Source organism: Melghiribacillus thermohalophilus (genome assembly GCF_004342905.1).
Taxonomy (GTDB): Bacteria; Bacillota; Bacilli; order Bacillales; family Alkalibacillaceae; genus Melghiribacillus; species Melghiribacillus thermohalophilus.
Genome location: NZ_SMAN01000001.1, coordinates 272,480 through 287,030 on the forward strand (window position 1 = coordinate 272,480; position 14,551 = coordinate 287,030).

At 42.9% G+C, this 14,551-nt stretch carries 18 protein-coding genes; 7 read left to right on the forward strand and 11 right to left on the reverse strand.

Annotation, left to right across the window (positions count from 1 at the left end; genetic code table 11):
- Positions 1-189: 189 nt before the first annotated feature.
- Together EDD68_RS01355 and EDD68_RS01360 are read right to left on the reverse strand one after the other, a co-directional pair.
- The gene (locus tag EDD68_RS01355) at positions 190-504 is read right to left on the reverse strand and encodes a hypothetical protein (RefSeq protein WP_132370357.1); all 315 of its coding nucleotides are present in this window, start codon (positions 502-504) and stop codon (positions 190-192) included.
- Positions 501-884 (reverse strand): YlaH-like family protein, encoded by a 384-nt coding sequence (locus EDD68_RS01360; protein ID WP_132370359.1) that lies wholly within the window; start codon positions 882-884, stop codon positions 501-503. The genes EDD68_RS01355 and EDD68_RS01360 overlap by 4 nt, the downstream gene beginning before the upstream one ends.
- 174 nt (positions 885-1,058) lie before the next feature.
- Here EDD68_RS01360 and EDD68_RS01365 point away from each other — a divergent pair, with 174 nt between their 5' ends.
- Positions 1,059-1,250 carry a DUF5325 family protein gene (locus EDD68_RS01365; protein WP_132370361.1) on the forward strand — a complete coding sequence of 64 codons (192 nt, stop codon included), beginning with the start codon at positions 1,059-1,061 and terminating at the stop codon, positions 1,248-1,250.
- A gap of 50 nt (positions 1,251-1,300) precedes the next feature.
- On the opposite strand, the gene EDD68_RS01370 is transcribed toward EDD68_RS01365, so the two are convergent.
- Positions 1,301-2,110, reverse strand: a complete 810-nt coding sequence (locus EDD68_RS01370) for an inositol monophosphatase family protein (protein ID WP_132370363.1) — start codon at positions 2,108-2,110, stop codon at positions 1,301-1,303.
- A 191-nt stretch (positions 2,111-2,301) separates the two neighbouring features.
- Here EDD68_RS01370 and EDD68_RS01375 point away from each other — a divergent pair, with 191 nt between their 5' ends.
- Positions 2,302-2,916, forward strand: a complete 615-nt coding sequence (locus EDD68_RS01375; RefSeq protein WP_132370660.1) for a YktB family protein — start codon at positions 2,302-2,304, stop codon at positions 2,914-2,916.
- A gap of 193 nt (positions 2,917-3,109) precedes the next feature.
- Here the strand turns inward: EDD68_RS01375 and EDD68_RS01380 are convergent, their stop codons facing one another.
- Both EDD68_RS01380 and EDD68_RS01385 read right to left on the reverse strand, forming a co-directional pair.
- Complete coding sequence (locus EDD68_RS01380) at positions 3,110-3,382, reverse strand: UPF0223 family protein (RefSeq protein WP_132370365.1); 273 nt, start codon at positions 3,380-3,382, stop codon at positions 3,110-3,112.
- 16 nt (positions 3,383-3,398) lie between these two features.
- Positions 3,399-4,367, reverse strand: coding sequence for an NAD(P)H-dependent flavin oxidoreductase (locus EDD68_RS01385; RefSeq protein WP_132370367.1), 969 nt, complete (start codon positions 4,365-4,367; stop codon positions 3,399-3,401).
- 130 nt (positions 4,368-4,497) lie between these two features.
- Between EDD68_RS01385 and EDD68_RS01390 the strand changes: the two genes are divergently transcribed.
- Positions 4,498-5,970, forward strand: a complete 1,473-nt coding sequence (locus tag EDD68_RS01390; RefSeq protein ID WP_132370369.1) for an aminotransferase class I/II-fold pyridoxal phosphate-dependent enzyme — start codon at positions 4,498-4,500, stop codon at positions 5,968-5,970.
- Between the two features lie 148 nt (positions 5,971-6,118).
- Here the strand turns inward: EDD68_RS01390 and EDD68_RS01395 are convergent, their stop codons facing one another.
- Together EDD68_RS01395 and EDD68_RS01400 are read right to left on the reverse strand one after the other, a co-directional pair.
- A complete protein-coding gene (locus tag EDD68_RS01395; protein WP_132370661.1) occupies positions 6,119-6,241 on the reverse strand; it encodes a GapA-binding peptide SR1P in 123 nt (40 codons plus the stop codon).
- A gap of 184 nt (positions 6,242-6,425) precedes the next feature.
- Positions 6,426-8,504 (reverse strand): thioredoxin domain-containing protein, encoded by a 2,079-nt coding sequence (locus EDD68_RS01400; protein WP_132370371.1) that lies wholly within the window; start codon positions 8,502-8,504, stop codon positions 6,426-6,428.
- Positions 8,505-8,769: 265 nt separating this feature from the next.
- Between EDD68_RS01400 and EDD68_RS01405 the strand changes: the two genes are divergently transcribed.
- The 4 genes from EDD68_RS01405 to EDD68_RS01420 all read left to right on the forward strand — a co-directional run bounded on the left by EDD68_RS01405 (position 8,770) and on the right by EDD68_RS01420 (position 11,473).
- A complete protein-coding gene (locus tag EDD68_RS01405) occupies positions 8,770-9,153 on the forward strand; it encodes an HPr family phosphocarrier protein (RefSeq protein ID WP_132370373.1) in 384 nt (127 codons plus the stop codon).
- Positions 9,154-9,215: 62 nt separating this feature from the next.
- A complete protein-coding gene (locus tag EDD68_RS01410; protein ID WP_132370375.1) occupies positions 9,216-9,530 on the forward strand; it encodes a MerR family transcriptional regulator in 315 nt (104 codons plus the stop codon).
- A gap of 126 nt (positions 9,531-9,656) precedes the next feature.
- Positions 9,657-10,958 (forward strand): Glu/Leu/Phe/Val family dehydrogenase, encoded by a 1,302-nt coding sequence (locus EDD68_RS01415; RefSeq protein WP_132370377.1) that lies wholly within the window; start codon positions 9,657-9,659, stop codon positions 10,956-10,958.
- Between the two features lie 305 nt (positions 10,959-11,263).
- On the forward strand, positions 11,264-11,473 hold the full coding sequence (locus EDD68_RS01420) for a hypothetical protein (protein ID WP_132370379.1): 210 nt from the start codon (positions 11,264-11,266) through the stop codon (positions 11,471-11,473).
- Between the two features lie 230 nt (positions 11,474-11,703).
- On the opposite strand, the gene efp is transcribed toward EDD68_RS01420, so the two are convergent.
- Genes efp through EDD68_RS01440 form a run of 4 tightly spaced genes read right to left on the reverse strand, consistent with a single transcriptional unit; the run spans position 11,704 to position 14,374 of the window.
- Positions 11,704-12,261, reverse strand: a complete 558-nt coding sequence (efp, locus tag EDD68_RS01425) for an elongation factor P (RefSeq protein WP_132370381.1) — start codon at positions 12,259-12,261, stop codon at positions 11,704-11,706.
- A 20-nt stretch (positions 12,262-12,281) separates the two neighbouring features.
- Complete coding sequence (locus tag EDD68_RS01430) at positions 12,282-13,346, reverse strand: M24 family metallopeptidase (protein WP_132370383.1); 1,065 nt, start codon at positions 13,344-13,346, stop codon at positions 12,282-12,284.
- A gap of 1 nt (position 13,347) precedes the next feature.
- The gene (gene aroQ / locus EDD68_RS01435) at positions 13,348-13,794 is read right to left on the reverse strand and encodes a type II 3-dehydroquinate dehydratase (RefSeq protein WP_132370385.1); all 447 of its coding nucleotides are present in this window, start codon (positions 13,792-13,794) and stop codon (positions 13,348-13,350) included.
- A gap of 43 nt (positions 13,795-13,837) precedes the next feature.
- Positions 13,838-14,374, reverse strand: coding sequence for a YqhR family membrane protein (locus EDD68_RS01440; protein WP_165902015.1), 537 nt, complete (start codon positions 14,372-14,374; stop codon positions 13,838-13,840).
- Between the last annotated feature and the right edge of the window lie 177 nt (positions 14,375-14,551).

The window sequence follows — 14,551 nt, forward strand, 5'->3', positions numbered from 1 at the left end:
TTATTATATAATATTATTGGGTATTTGTGTTCTTTTATCGTTTCCGGTGTGCGGGTATCGCTTATCATAGCATGAAAATCCGTTTTCATCAAGTTTTTTTCTTGCTTTATGTTCATAATGAGGATCGAAAAAGGTGCCAGGATCTGGCACCTTTTTCGTTTCTTTTATGTTTTCCACCAGTGACGCGGCTCATTCATCCTCTGTTACCGTTTGATCTCCTGCGAAGGTTGGATATTTATCGGGTTCATTTTTAATCTGATGGTAAATCGTTTCAATCAATTCCCTGGGAAAATGAAAAGTTCTCGGTTTTTGATCCAATATTTCACATGTTACAACATAACGGTTCTCCTGACATTGCACGTCAATACTTTCAACTTTATGGTCTTCTGACAATATTTCTCTAAACAATCGAGTGGTTTCAACAGCTGACTGATCCTCTGGGCGATGATCCGCCACAACTTTAATCGAAAGCCAGTTGTACACAGCGTCCTGTAATGACCTCATGATTCATTCTCCACGGTGCGTTGTTTTCTTTCCCGGTAAAGACGGAAACGGTAAATGGAAAGAACAATGGATGTCACCAGCAACCCTTCTGCAATCGGCAGCGTCATGCCCAGAGGTATCGTTAAAATCACACAGCCTATGACTAGAAAAACATAAACTACCAGGGATTTTAGTGGTGGCAATTTCCGCGCAAATCCAAGTTTATAAGTAATAAAAGCAAGGATTAAAATAATGAAATACAATATGACAACTCCGCGAATGGCCATGGAAACCTCAGTTTCGTTTGATAAATCTATTTCTCCGCCCAGACCTTTAAAAATATAGTCGGCAATAGGCCAGAGATTATCAGGGACTTCCACGAACTGGCCGTTTTCTGTCATCGATGTTCCTCCTCCTGTCCAATACATCTCTTACAACACGTACCGTTTTATGCATGCTAATTTCGTGTTCATCCGTTAAAAGTATAGCATGTCACAGTACAGTTTTAAACTAGAGCTTGTCTATTCCTGCTTGTTTCATGTAAACTAAACAAGGAAATGATTTGAGGTGAGACCATGAATCAATTTGACACTAAGTTGTTTTTGCTGGCCCTGCTAGTGGTCATATGTTTTGTCCTTGTTGGCATAGCGATCGGTATCGGCAGCATCTGGTTTGCTATATTGTTTTTCCTTGCCGGGTTGTTCTTTATGGCCGTTGGCCTGAAGATCAAACGTAAAAAACAAAAACAGGAATCTATTGATCAGTAAATGAACATCTAACATCCCCCGTTGTCAGGCCACTTCTTCTGGCCTGACATTTAGATTGGTTTCAGTTTAATATATCCGTCGATGATCTCCCGGTGAATGGACGGATTACAGGTAATAATCGAGTTTGTCTGGAGCATGTCAATGGGATGACCATTGGCCTGAGTTGTCACGCCTCCCGCTTCCTCGACGATGATCACCCCTGCTGCAACATCCCATGGTGCTAACCGCATGGTAATATAAGCATCGATGATTCCCTCTGCCACATAGGCAAATTCAAGGGCTGCCGATCCATAAGAACGGGTCCCCCTTACTTTTCTGATGAGCTGATGAATTTTAGTTTCATCCAGGCGGCGGTTGGGAACTGACCAGAAACTGTTCATCCCTATAAGCGCATCCTCCAGTTTCCGGTTATGATCCAGGCGCTTTATACGCTCTCCATTTTTGTACGCCCCCTCATGTTTTAACCCATAATAAAGGACATCTGCCATCACATCATAAATAACGCCAATTTGTCCTGCTCCATTTTCATATATCCCCACCGATATAGCAAAATTTCTTTGCTGATTCACAAAATTCATCGTACCATCAATCGGATCAACAATCCATACGACGCCGTCCAGACTGGTCACTTCATCCCCAAATCCCTCTTCTCCCATGACTTTATGATGCGGATAAATTGATTTGATTTGCCTGGTCAAAAACTGTTCGGTCTGTTTATCCACATCCGTGACCAGGTCTTTGCGATCCTTTTTTGTATCTACCTGATAAGGCTTATCCAGACTTTTTCGTATCTCCTCACCAGCTTCGAGAATCCATTGCCTGGCCTGATTAAACAGCTCATACTTTGTTTCATCTTTCATGGCTAATACCCCTTTGTTCCATTCTTTTTCACTATTCCATCATATGAAAAAATTTCCTTTACTGTATCCTACCAGAGAAAAGAATTTTTTTCATCCCAATAAACGTGGTAGTTAAAAATTGGGTTTTTACTTCGGTTATGATAAAATTTACTCTGAAAAAGCTGTTTGGTAAAGAAAGGAGCGGAATAACAGTGACATTTACAGGTTTCGAAAAAACAGATTTCGATATTTTTTTCATTGATGGACTGGACGAGCGTATGGCCGCGATCCGGACTCACATTCAGCCCAAATTCAAAGCCATCGGCGATGCGTTAATTGATGATATGGCGGCCCTGGCCGGAAATGAAATGTACGTACATATCGCCAAACACGCCCGCAGAACAAAGAATCCTCCGAAAGATACATGGATGGCCTTCAGCCACGATAAAAGAGGCTATAAAAAGCATCCTCATTTTCAAATTGGACTGTTCGACGATCATGTATTTCTCTGGCTTGCTTATATTTATGAAATGCCAGGTAAACAAGATGTTGGTGAACGCTTTTTGCAGCATATTGATGAATTGAAACGGACCATTCCCGACAATTATGTGATCTCCCTCGATCATACAAAAAAAGATGCTGAATCGATGGATACCGTTGATCTCGAGAAAGCATTAACACGCTTTCGCGATGTGAAAAAAGGTGAATTTTTGGTAGGACGCCATTTTCAGGCGGATGATCCGCTTCTTCAGGATGGTGACAGGTTTATCCAGATCGCAAAACACACGTTCGAAACTTTAATTCCAATTTACCGGATGTCTTTTTAGGATGAAAACCACTCCAGAATTCGGCAGTTCACTGGAGAAGACTCATTCCTATACATCCAATTATGGAGCAAGAACCGGCAAACACCATCATCTCGTATTTCGCAGCCCTCTCAGAGCATCCTATGTGCCTGTACTCCATTACCTTTAATAAAAACTTGAGGAGATCTCTCCTCAAGTTTTCCCAAAACAAACCTTATGACATGGTTAGTTTGGCCCCGCGTTCAGCACTACGGGCTCTTTTTACGGCGTGATAACAGGAATAGCCGGAACCCTTTTCAAACTCCCTGCACAGCTTTTTCTCTTCACTTTTGGAAGGAACAATTTGCTTAAATCGGGTATAGGAATGCAGTAAATCATCCCGGTTCACACCTTTTTCATACGCGTTTTCCACCATTTGAAAAAAATGAATGACATCGATGACTTCCTTTTTGGACCAGGTTTCGTCAATTGGATAATGATATTCCATGTACATTCTCCTTCCCTTATTGCCCGCTTAAGCCCCACTTTTTGCGAATTTCCATGGCTTCAGAAATGATTTGGTCAAAAAGATCTTCTACGGAAAGAACATCTTTGATGCGAGCGGCAACCTGACCGGCCCATGCGAATCCTTCGTCGGTTTTTCCTTCATATATATATCGTTTGTTCGCTTCGCCGCTAATATACGGTTTTAGCACTTCATAGCCCGGCTCCTTCTGTTCCAGCTCCAAAATTTTTTCCGTCCAGCTATTTTTTAACGCCCTTGCCGGAGCACCAAGGCTTCGTTTAATCACGACCGTTGACTTCTCGTCAGCTTCCAGCAAAGCTTTTTTATACACTTCATGGGCATGGACACACTCTTTTGTGGCAATGAATCGGGTTCCCATTTCAATTCCTTCTGCGCCAAGGGCTAAGGCGGCCATGAACCCCCGGCCATCACCGATTCCTCCTGAAGCAATGACGGGGATGGAAACCGAATCGACAACCTGAGGAGTGAGTACAAAGGTGCCCACATCATCGCGGCCGAGATGCCCTCCCCCTTCCTGTCCGACTACCATAACCGCATCGGCTCCAAGTTCTTCTGCTTTCTCCGCCTGGCGTCTGGCAGCAACAAGCACTAACTTTTTAATTTCCGTATCTTTCACCATATCGAGAACGGGCTTCGGGTTTCCTCCCGTTACGGAAATGGCCGGAACGTTTTTCTCAATGGCCACTTCCACCATATGTTCAAAGGGTCTGCCATGCTGTCCAATAGCAAAGTTGACACCAAAAGGCTGGTCTGTTAATTCCCGGACCTTATCAATTTCTTTCCTTAAAGAATCGGCATCCGGCAGGCTCATCGCCGTAATTTGACCAAGCCCTCCGGCATTGGATACGGCTGCTGCCAGTTCAGCATAGGCGAGGTGTGCCAGCCCCCCCTGAATAATTGGATATGTAATATTTAACAGTTCCGTTACTCGAGTTTGAAAACTCATGTGTGCCCCTCCTTTAACCTTTTCTTTTTTCATGGTATCATGTTTTCGTTTTTTTGTGAGAAAAACTAGTCATAAGATATGGATTCTGCTATAATTCATTTGTTTTGATGACAAAAACGAGGTGATGACCATGTCCCAGCAGGAAACACCGCTGTTTTCCGGGCTGTTAAAACATATTGAAAAATATCCGATTCAGTTTCATATCCCCGGCCATAAACAGGGAAAAGGAATGGATGCAGAATTTCGGGAATTTATCGGTCATAATGCGTTAGCGATCGATTTGATTAACATCGAACCCCTGGATGATTTGCATCACCCCCACGGCATCATCCAGGAGGCGCAGGAACTGGCAGCGGAAGCCTTTGGTGCGGATCATACCCTTTTTTCGGTACAGGGAACAAGCGGCGCTATCATGACGATGGTCATGGCTGTCTGTCAGCCGGGGGACAAGATTATTGTGCCCAGAAACGTCCATAAATCCGTAACTTCGGCCATTATTTTTTCAGGTGCAACTCCTGTTTTTGTCCATCCGGAACTGGACCCCGTGCTGGGGATTGCCCACGGTGTATCTCCAGAGGCGGTCGAAAAAGCGCTGGAAGCGAATCCGGATGCGAAAGCTGTTCTAGTGATTAATCCAACCTATTTCGGTGTTGCCGCTGACTTAAAGAGAATTGTGGGGATTGCCCACAGCTATGATGTACCTGTTCTCGTTGATGAAGCCCATGGGGTGCATATCCACTTTCACGATCGCATGCCATTATCCGCCATGCAAGCTGGTGCAGATATGGCTGCCACCAGTGTGCATAAACTTGGCGGATCATTGACCCAGAGTTCGGTATTGAATATCAGGGAAGGATTCATTTCGCCGGAAAGGGTTCAGTCACTGTTTTCCATGCTGACCACCACATCCACTTCTTATTTGCTTCTGGCATCTCTGGATGCTGCGAGACGGCAACTGGCTGTAAATGGGCATGAAATGATTACCCGGACACTGAAACTTGCCGATTGGGCACGAAAAAAAATAAATGAGATACCCTATCTTTACTGTCCGGGGTCAGAAATGCTTGACAGCAAAGCCGCTTTTGATTTTGACCCGACCAAGCTGATCATATCTGTGAAAGATCTAGGAATCAGCGGTTATGATGCAGAAGTATGGCTAAGAAAGAACTATCAAATTGAAGTAGAGCTTTCTGACCTTTACAACATTTTGTGTCTCATTACAAATGGAGACACAGAACAGGAGACCGATATGCTGATTAATGCCTTGAGAGCATTATCGGATGCCTTTAAACATCAGGCAAAAACCCTGGGAAATGTGGAAGTTCAAGTGCCGGATATTCCGTTGCTGGCCCTCTCGCCGAGGGATGCCTTTTACTCTGAAACAGAAGTGGTCCCGCTGGTGGAATCCAGCGGACGAATCAGCGCAGAATTCGTGATGGTTTATCCGCCCGGAATCCCCATTTTTATGCCCGGGGAAATTATTACTGGGGACAATATTGACTATATCCACCGTAATATGAAAGCTGGTCTGCCTGTACAGGGTCCGGAAGATGAATCGTTAAAAACGATTCGGGTCATTAAAGAACACCGCGCCTACAAGTAATTAGCTTCTCTGGACTGGTGGGTCGGAATCGAAACAGGAAAAATAGGATACACATCCAGAGAAGCATTCGTATTTTACATCTAACATTTAATTTGGAATGAAAAATGCGCAGAACCAGCATTCTAAGGGGATCTGCGCATTTCTATATTCATTTCTTTCTATCTTCTTTTTGCTGTTGACAGGTGCATCCTTTTCCATACAAAACCGTCACTTTATGGGTATCAAAATGTTCAATGACTCGCTGGCAGTCCTGACAGACGATGGTACCCAACTTTGTCATCTCCTTTTTAAGATTAAACGCTTTCACCAGGGTTATTCCTATTATATTATGTCACAATGATGGTTTCAAGGGATAAACAGTATGTCATATTTATGAATTTTGACGAAAAAATGCTGGATATTTTACAATATAAAAAAGCAGGTGAATACATGAAGCCTTTCACCTGCTTCTCTACTTATAGTTGATCAAGAACTTCATCTATGTCATTCGTCGGCTGATGGCATGAAAAGTTTTCACAAATATAGACCGTTGTTTGTCCGTTTTTCATTTGATATCCCTTTAGAAACGATGCCTGTTTTGACAATCTCTCAGGATTACTCGTGGCAAGAATGGCGTACTGAGGATGAAAAGTTTCCTGCAGTTTCCGGAGCAGTTTCTCTCTGTTCTCTTCTCCTGCTTCTCCGATGATCACAATCTCTTTCGAAGGCATCTCCAGCAGCATCACACTTAACAGGAAATAAGTATGTCCTGTTTCATAACCCTCCACCTGGTCTTTAAACGTCTGAAACATTTTTTCAGCTTTTTCCTCAAACTCCACTTCTCCTGTCAGCCGGGATATGCGAATCAACTGCTCTGCTGCCACACTATTTCCAGAAGGGATCGCACCATCATAGATTTCTTTATCCCTGACAATGAGTTCCTCCGCATCATGAGCAGTAAAATAAAATCCTCCGTTTTCGGGATCCCAGAACCAGTCGAGCATATCTTTCGCCAGTTTTTTCCCTTTTTGTAAAAAGTCATCATTAAATGTTGTTTCATAAAGTTCAAGATAGGCTCGCATTAAATAGGCATAGTCATCGATAAATCCTTTATTCTTTACTTCCCCATCCCGGAAACGGACCATTACTCGGCCGTTTTCAATCAGTTTATCTTCTATAAACTCCATTGCGGTCCGGGCCATATTTACATACTCCATATCCCCGTAAACCCTTCCAGCCTGAGCAAGAGCTGCGATCATCATTGCATTCCAGGAAGTTAATATTTTATCATCCACATGGGGATAGATCCGTTGACTTCTTTTCTGGAAAAGCTTTTTCCTGGCTTGTTCAAGCTTCTCCTGCAGCTGTTGTCTGGTCAGATGATGTTTTTCTGCCAGAGCATCCAGGTCTGTGTCGATTAAATTTGGAACATTTTTCCCTTCAAAGTTTCCCGTTGCCGTTATACCATAGGCTTCAGCATATAATTCCCCGTCTTCTTGCCCAAGGGTGGTTAACATTTCATCCCAATCCCAGACGTAATATTTGCCTTCGATCCCCTCAGAATCGGCATCAATAGCGGAGTAAAAGCCTCCCTGTTCGGAGGTCATCTCCCGTTTAACAAACTCAATCATTTGTTCGCTGATTTCCTTAAATCGACGGTTTCCTGTTAATTGATAGGCCTCTGTATAAGCTGTCAGCAGCAATGCATGATCATAAAGCATCTTTTCAAAGTGGGGAACAAGCCATTTTCTATCCGTAGAATAGCGGGCAAATCCAAAACCAATCTGGTCATATATACCGCCATCAGCCATGGCATTCAAGGTTTTCTCCACCATCTTCAACGCATCCGCATCCCCCTGTTTCCAGATATGGTACCTCATCAAGAACATCAAGTTATGAGGTGTTGGAAACTTGGGTGCTCCGGAAAATCCTCCGTATTTGCTGTCAAAACTCCGACTGAGCTGTTTGTATGCTTTTTCCAGATGGGCAGTTCCCAGAGATTGTTTTTGGTCACTCTGCACCGAAGGCTTTAGATTTTCAATGATTTTATCAGAAACATCAGCAATTTTTTCTGGATTTTTTTGATACTTATCGTAAAGCTGAGTAATCACATCCATAAATCCGGGCATCCCGTGACGGCTCGTTTTCGGAAAGTAAGTTCCTGCATAAAACGGTTTTTGATCCGGGGTGAGAAACACACTCAGCGGCCAGCCCCCCTGTCCCGTTAAAAGCTGACAGACACGCATATAGACGGAATCAATATCCGGTCGCTCTTCTCTGTCAACCTTTATGGAAACAAACCGTTCGTTGAGCAGTTTGGCCACCTGTTCGTCTTCAAAGCTTTCATGGGCCATGACATGACACCAGTGGCAGGTGGAATAGCCAATGGACAAAAAAACAGGTTTGTTCTCTTGTTTTGCCTTCTCAAAAGCTTCTTCTGACCATTCAAGCCAGTTTACCGGATTGGTTTGATGCTGCTGCAGATATGGTGATTGACTTTTGACAAGCCAGTTAAAATGATTAGAGTACCGATCTTTTGTTAAATAATCTTTCATCATATCCCATCCTTACATTCATACAATTTGAATCTTATTCGTAACCACGGATACTTTTTACGGATAGGTTACCATAAAAACCCGACTGACATACAGTGATTCAGATGTTCACTCCACAAAAAGTACCGTTTTCTTCCCTTTCTTCCATGACAGACCAGGGTTTCGAATTTCTTTGTCACATTTTCTTACAAAACTAGTGATTTTATTTGTAAGGTTTAATACAATTTATGTAAATCAAAATAAAGTTCAGGAAGGAGGACTTAAGATGTATGCTGAAAAATCCATCTGTATCCCGGAGGAATTTAGGGCGAAAAAGATATTTGGGTTTATCTCTCTGGTTAATCAGTTCAAGAGTGAAATTATACTGACAAACGAAAAAATGCACCTGAACGGCAAAAGTATCCTGGGAACGGTCACTTTTTTCCTCAACATGAAAACGGGGGGCGATTTGAAAATTTGCGGAAAAGGTGAAGATGCTGAAAAGGCCGTTGAAATCCTGTCGCAATTTTTGCTCAGTCCCCGAGCTCCAGAACTCGACTACTGGCAGGAAGAAACCATGCTCGAGATGATGAAGGCATCATTGTCTGTTCCCCCAAAACATATTCGTACCATTGCAAAGCCGTATTTTAACATAAATAGAGGAGGATAAAGGGTTTTGACAGGAAAAATAACAAAGAGGAACAAAATGATTCACAGGGCGGTGGGGATCCATTGGGAACTCAAGATTATAAAACAAAAAAAGTCATTTCAATAGGTACAGTCAGTGAATTAACGGGGTTATCTGTCCGGCAGATCCGATACTATGAAGAACGAAAATTGGTTTTTCCGGAACGGACAGAAAACGGTACACGAAAATTTTCCTTTCAGGATATTGAAATCTTGAATGATATTGCAAACAAACGGGAGGAAGGTGTACAGACTTACGAAATCAGACAGGAGATGCTGAAAGAAAATAAAAACCGGAACGATCTTCACCGCAAAATGCTCAAAGGTCAAATCAATGCCCATTTTAATCTGCGAAACTAACTGTTTTTCAGACATTTGCCTGAACCTGTGGGTTTAGGTTTTTTATTTTATGAAAGGGGCTTGAAGGGAATAAAAAGTTTTTTTAAAGGCATTTTATAACTGTAACCCTATCGCTGGAGGTAAATTATGAAACCGACCACCTATAAAGTAGAAGCGGACATATTAACCCATGATAAGAACCCGTATGAAATGGTGAAAGAACTGCTAAAAGACTCCATCAGCGAATTAAACTTAAGCGAGAATATATACCATATGATCAAAAAACCGATGAGAGTTCTTGAAGTCTCCCTGCCTGTTCGGATGGATAACGGAGAAATCCACAATTTTACCGGGTTTCGCTCTCAGCATTTAGATGTACTTGGCCCGACTAAAGGAGGAATTCGCTTTCACCCGGGAGTTCATGCAGATGAAGTCAAGGCCCTCTCCATCTGGATGTCTTTAAAATCAGCGATTTTAGACCTGCCCCTTGGCGGCGGAAAAGGTGGTGTAAAGGTAGACCCTTCCAGACTGTCTGAAAGGGAACTGGAAGAATTAAGCCGGACGTATATACGGAAAATCACACCGATTATTGGACCACAAAAAGATATTCCGGCACCGGACGTGAACACGAACCCGACCGTCATGGGCTGGATGATCGATGAGTATGACAAATTAAGAGGATATAATATCCCCGGCATGCTCACAGGGAAACCTCTCGTGATCGGGGGATCTCATGGAAGACTGGAAGCTACAGGAAGAGGAGTCGTGATCACGATCCGCGAAGCTGCAAATGTTGTCGGGGTTCAATTAAACGGTGCTTCGGCAGCTCTTCAGGGTTTTGGAAATGTAGGAAGTATGACAGCAAAATTTCTCCACCAGTTAGGCGTAAAGGTCGTCGCCGTCAGCGATGTGAACGGAGCCATTTACAAAAAGGATGGTCTCCCTGTTCCTGACCTTATTGAGTTCACGAGCAGAGGAAAAAGCATTGCTGAATATCGAAAAGCTGAACCCATTCGACATGAAGATCTATTCCGCCTTCCTGTTGACATCTTTGTCCCGGCAGCAATTGAAAACCAGATCACTTCAGAGACAGCAACACACATGCAAGTAAAGATTGTGGCGGAAGCAGCAAATGGCCCAACTACTCCTGAAGGAAACCGTATTCTAGAAAACAAAGGTGTGTTTATTATTCCTGACATTTTATGTAATGCCGGAGGAGTAACCGTCTCCTATTTCGAATGGGTTCAAAATGAAATGAATTATTACTGGAAGGAAGAGGAAGTCAATCAGAAGCTGGAGGAAAGGATGGTTGAAGGTTTTTACAACGTATTAAAGATGAGAGATCAGAAGCGGGTTCATATGCGAAAGGCTGCCTATATGGTCGGTCTAAAACGGATAGTAGAAGCATTTAAAGCCAGAGGATGGGTGAAAAATCATGATTTATACTAAGTGTTCGGCCACAGAATGATCCAACCTTCTTCAAAAAAACATTTCCATCCCCCTTCTAAAGAGCGTTTTCGTACAGAAATACGATCCAATCATTTGCAGACCATCTATTTGCAAACTTGTGCAGGATCATTCTCTCATCCGATCCATTCCTGTATATTCCCGTCTATATCCCCGTCCTTCATTTCTAACACCATAGGAACATCCGCTTATTCGACAAATAACTGCACCTACCGAAAGGTTTTGTCTGGCAAAATTCAGCAAGGAATAGTATAATCGTTCATAAATAACGATGGAGGTTTTTTTTCATGAACAAAAATGATAACCAGAAGCGGATGGAACAGCTCGAAGCCTATGTTGACTTTCTTGAAGCGCGCATGAAACAGCTTGAGGATCATATGGAATACCTGGAACTTCGGCTCGATTTCCTGGAAGATCAGTTAGAAATGGAACAAAGCCAGAACGCTGAACTCCCTAAAAACAAAACGAAAACATTTCTGCTCATTAAACGAAAATAATTTCTGCCTCCTAAATCTTGATGCCACAAGAGGAAACCGGTGGATTGAATGACCACCGCTTCCCGCTTCATCCCGCTTATATTGCCTTCCTTACTTCCTGCTGAATCGGATCCCTGAGGCTTTTATATGGTTGAGCAAAAACAAGGTCAAGATCAAGCAATCTCGCTGGCACCACATCTTTCAAAAAAAGTGCCCCGGACAGGGACACCTCTTTGGAAAATCATCATCAATTAAGCTCTGGAAACATATTTGCCGTCACTGGTGCTAATGACCAGTGTATCTCCTTCGTTAATGAAGAAAGGCACCTGGACAACCAGTCCAGTTTCAAGCGTAGCGGGTTTGGAACCTCCACTGGCTGTATCACCTTTAATACCCGGTTCAGTCTCCGTCACCTGGAGTTCCACTGTGTTTGGCAGTTCAACTCCAATGGTTTCACCCTGATAAACCAGTACGCCCACTTCCATGTTTTCTTTCAAGAACTTCAGCTCATGTTCAATCTGCTGGGCTGGAAGTTCAAGCTGCTCATATGTTTCATTGTCCATAAAAATATGACTGTCGCCAGAAGCGTATAAATATTGCATATTCTTTTTCTCAAGATGAGCACGGTTTACTTTTTCACCTGCCCGGAATGTTTTTTCCTGAATGGCACCTGATCGGAGGTTGCGCAATTTTGAGCGTACGAAAGCAGCTCCCTTCCCGGGTTTTACATGCTGAAACTCCATAACTTGATAGATGTCCCCATCCAGTTCAATGGTTAAACCTGTACGGAAATCATTAACCGATATCATTCTCAGTTCCTCCTTCAGTCTTACAAAGTAATTAATTCTTTCGTCGATTTAGTCAGCCGTTCATTTCCATTCTCCGTGATGACCGTATCGTCCTCAATACGGCAGCCTCCCACACCCGGAACATAAATTCCAGGTTCAACTGTTACAACCATCCCCGGCTTAAGGACCTGTTCTGAGCGGAAGGATAAACCCGGTCCTTCGTGAACATCTAAACCGATTCCATGTCCGGTTGAATGACCAAAATAATCTCCATAGCCCTGTTCCTGAATATAGTCCCGGGTTAAGTCGTCGGCCTGTTTGGCAGTCATGCCTGCTTTCAGACCTCCTATTCCCCGGAGCTGGGCTTTCAGGACAATATCATAGATTTTTTTCAATTCGCCGCTGATTTCTCCCACAGCAACTGTCCGGGTAATATCGGAGCAGTACCCTTTATAATAAGCACCAAAATCCAGGGTGACCAGTTCCCCATTCTCGATCCTTTTCTCTGAGGCAACACCATGGGGCAATGCAGAGCGATATCCAGAAGCCACGATGATGTCAAACGAGGAGGATGTTGCACCCATTTTCCTCATAAAAAATTCAAGTTCATTTGAAATATCGATTTCTTTAACGCCTGGTTTTATGTAGGAAAGGATGTGATCAAAGGCTGCATCGGCAATCTCACAAGCTTCCTTTATTATCTTAATCTCATCTTCAGTCTTAATCAAGCGCAAATTTTCCACAAGGCCCGAAACCGGGACAAAATCGATTTTTTCAAGCAACTGCTGATATTTTTCATATGTACTAAATGTCATATGCTCTTTTTCAAAGCCGACACGCTTTAATCCAGAGGAATTGATCTGTGCAGCTACTTCCTTTTCAATTGGCCCTTTATGCTCAATTACTTTATACCCCCTGGCCTGTTCATTCGCCTGTTCAGTATAGCGGAAATCGGTCATAAAAATGGCCTCATCTAAGGTCACGAATACAATGCCGGCAGTTCCCGTAAATCCTGTCATGTACCGCCGGTTTTTAGGGCTTGTGATTATCAGCCCTTCCAGGTTTTGTTCTTTTAATAATTGGCGTAACTGTTCCAGTCTCCCCATTTCAGTCATCCTTTCTCTCATCTTCTTCCATAAAAGCCCGGGCTGCCAGGAAATATCCCTTTGCGCCAAGACCAGAAATTTGTCCGCGGCAAACCGGAGCCAGCAATGATTGATGCCGGAACGATTCCCTCCTGTAAACATTGGACAAATGTACTTCAATTACCGGTACATTGACGGAACTAATGGCATCCCTCAACGCAACACTTGTATGGGTATAACCCCCGGGATTAAATATAATACCCCTGTACTTTCCTTCACTTGCATGAATTTGATCAATTAATTCCCCTTCATGATTCGACTGAAAGACATCCAGTTTCCATTGTTTTTCTTCTACATAAGCTGTCAACTGTTCCTCAAGAGCTTTTAATGTAATCTTTCCATAAACATCGGGTTCCCTTTTTCCAAGCATATTTAAGTTGGGACCATTTAACAAAAGTAAACGGTTCATAAGGCCTCTCCCTTAACCAGTTTTCTATACGGTTATAAGTTTATCATATTCTTTCTTCTTTTTGTTGTCCATTTCCACTGTCTACTTTTGAATCATCTTCTTTATGATATTCATAAGAGATGGAATAACCAATAAACGCTCCATATAGGACATACTGACATACGGTTGTTGTGACTGTAACCGAATCCAGATCAACTGCCGCGGGAACGGCGGTAAATACCGGGTTTAAGAAGAACATCACCAGTAACCACAACCCAAGACCGTAAAAGATTCCCGGAAACATACCTCTCGCCCGCCTGAATAAAATAAAATATAGATAAGATGCACCCATGGAAATCAGTCCCAGTAAAAAAAGGCTGATTAGTTCGCCAAGGAGACCCTCCGTCCATGGTGCCATGATGAACGATCGTAATATGAAACTGGAGTGAGAGACTGAAGTGAAGTTAAAAAAATAGGCAAGGGAACCCAGTCCCCCCCAGAATATTCCGCCTACAAAACCCGTAATCAAGGCTTTTTGCAGTACTGACAACGGATGTTCTTCTTGATTTTGTTCGTATTTCGGATTTTGCCTGTTACTCAACGAAAACACCTCCTCTCGTTTAACCTTTCCAATATTTTAAAAAAGAATCCATCTACCAGTGATTTTTGTGTACGTTCGTAAGAAACTCTAGTAAAATGAAAGAAAAACCTCATCAAACATGCTGTCAGTTTCGTTTCCGGAAAAATGATCACGAACTGGAATATAAATCTACCAGCG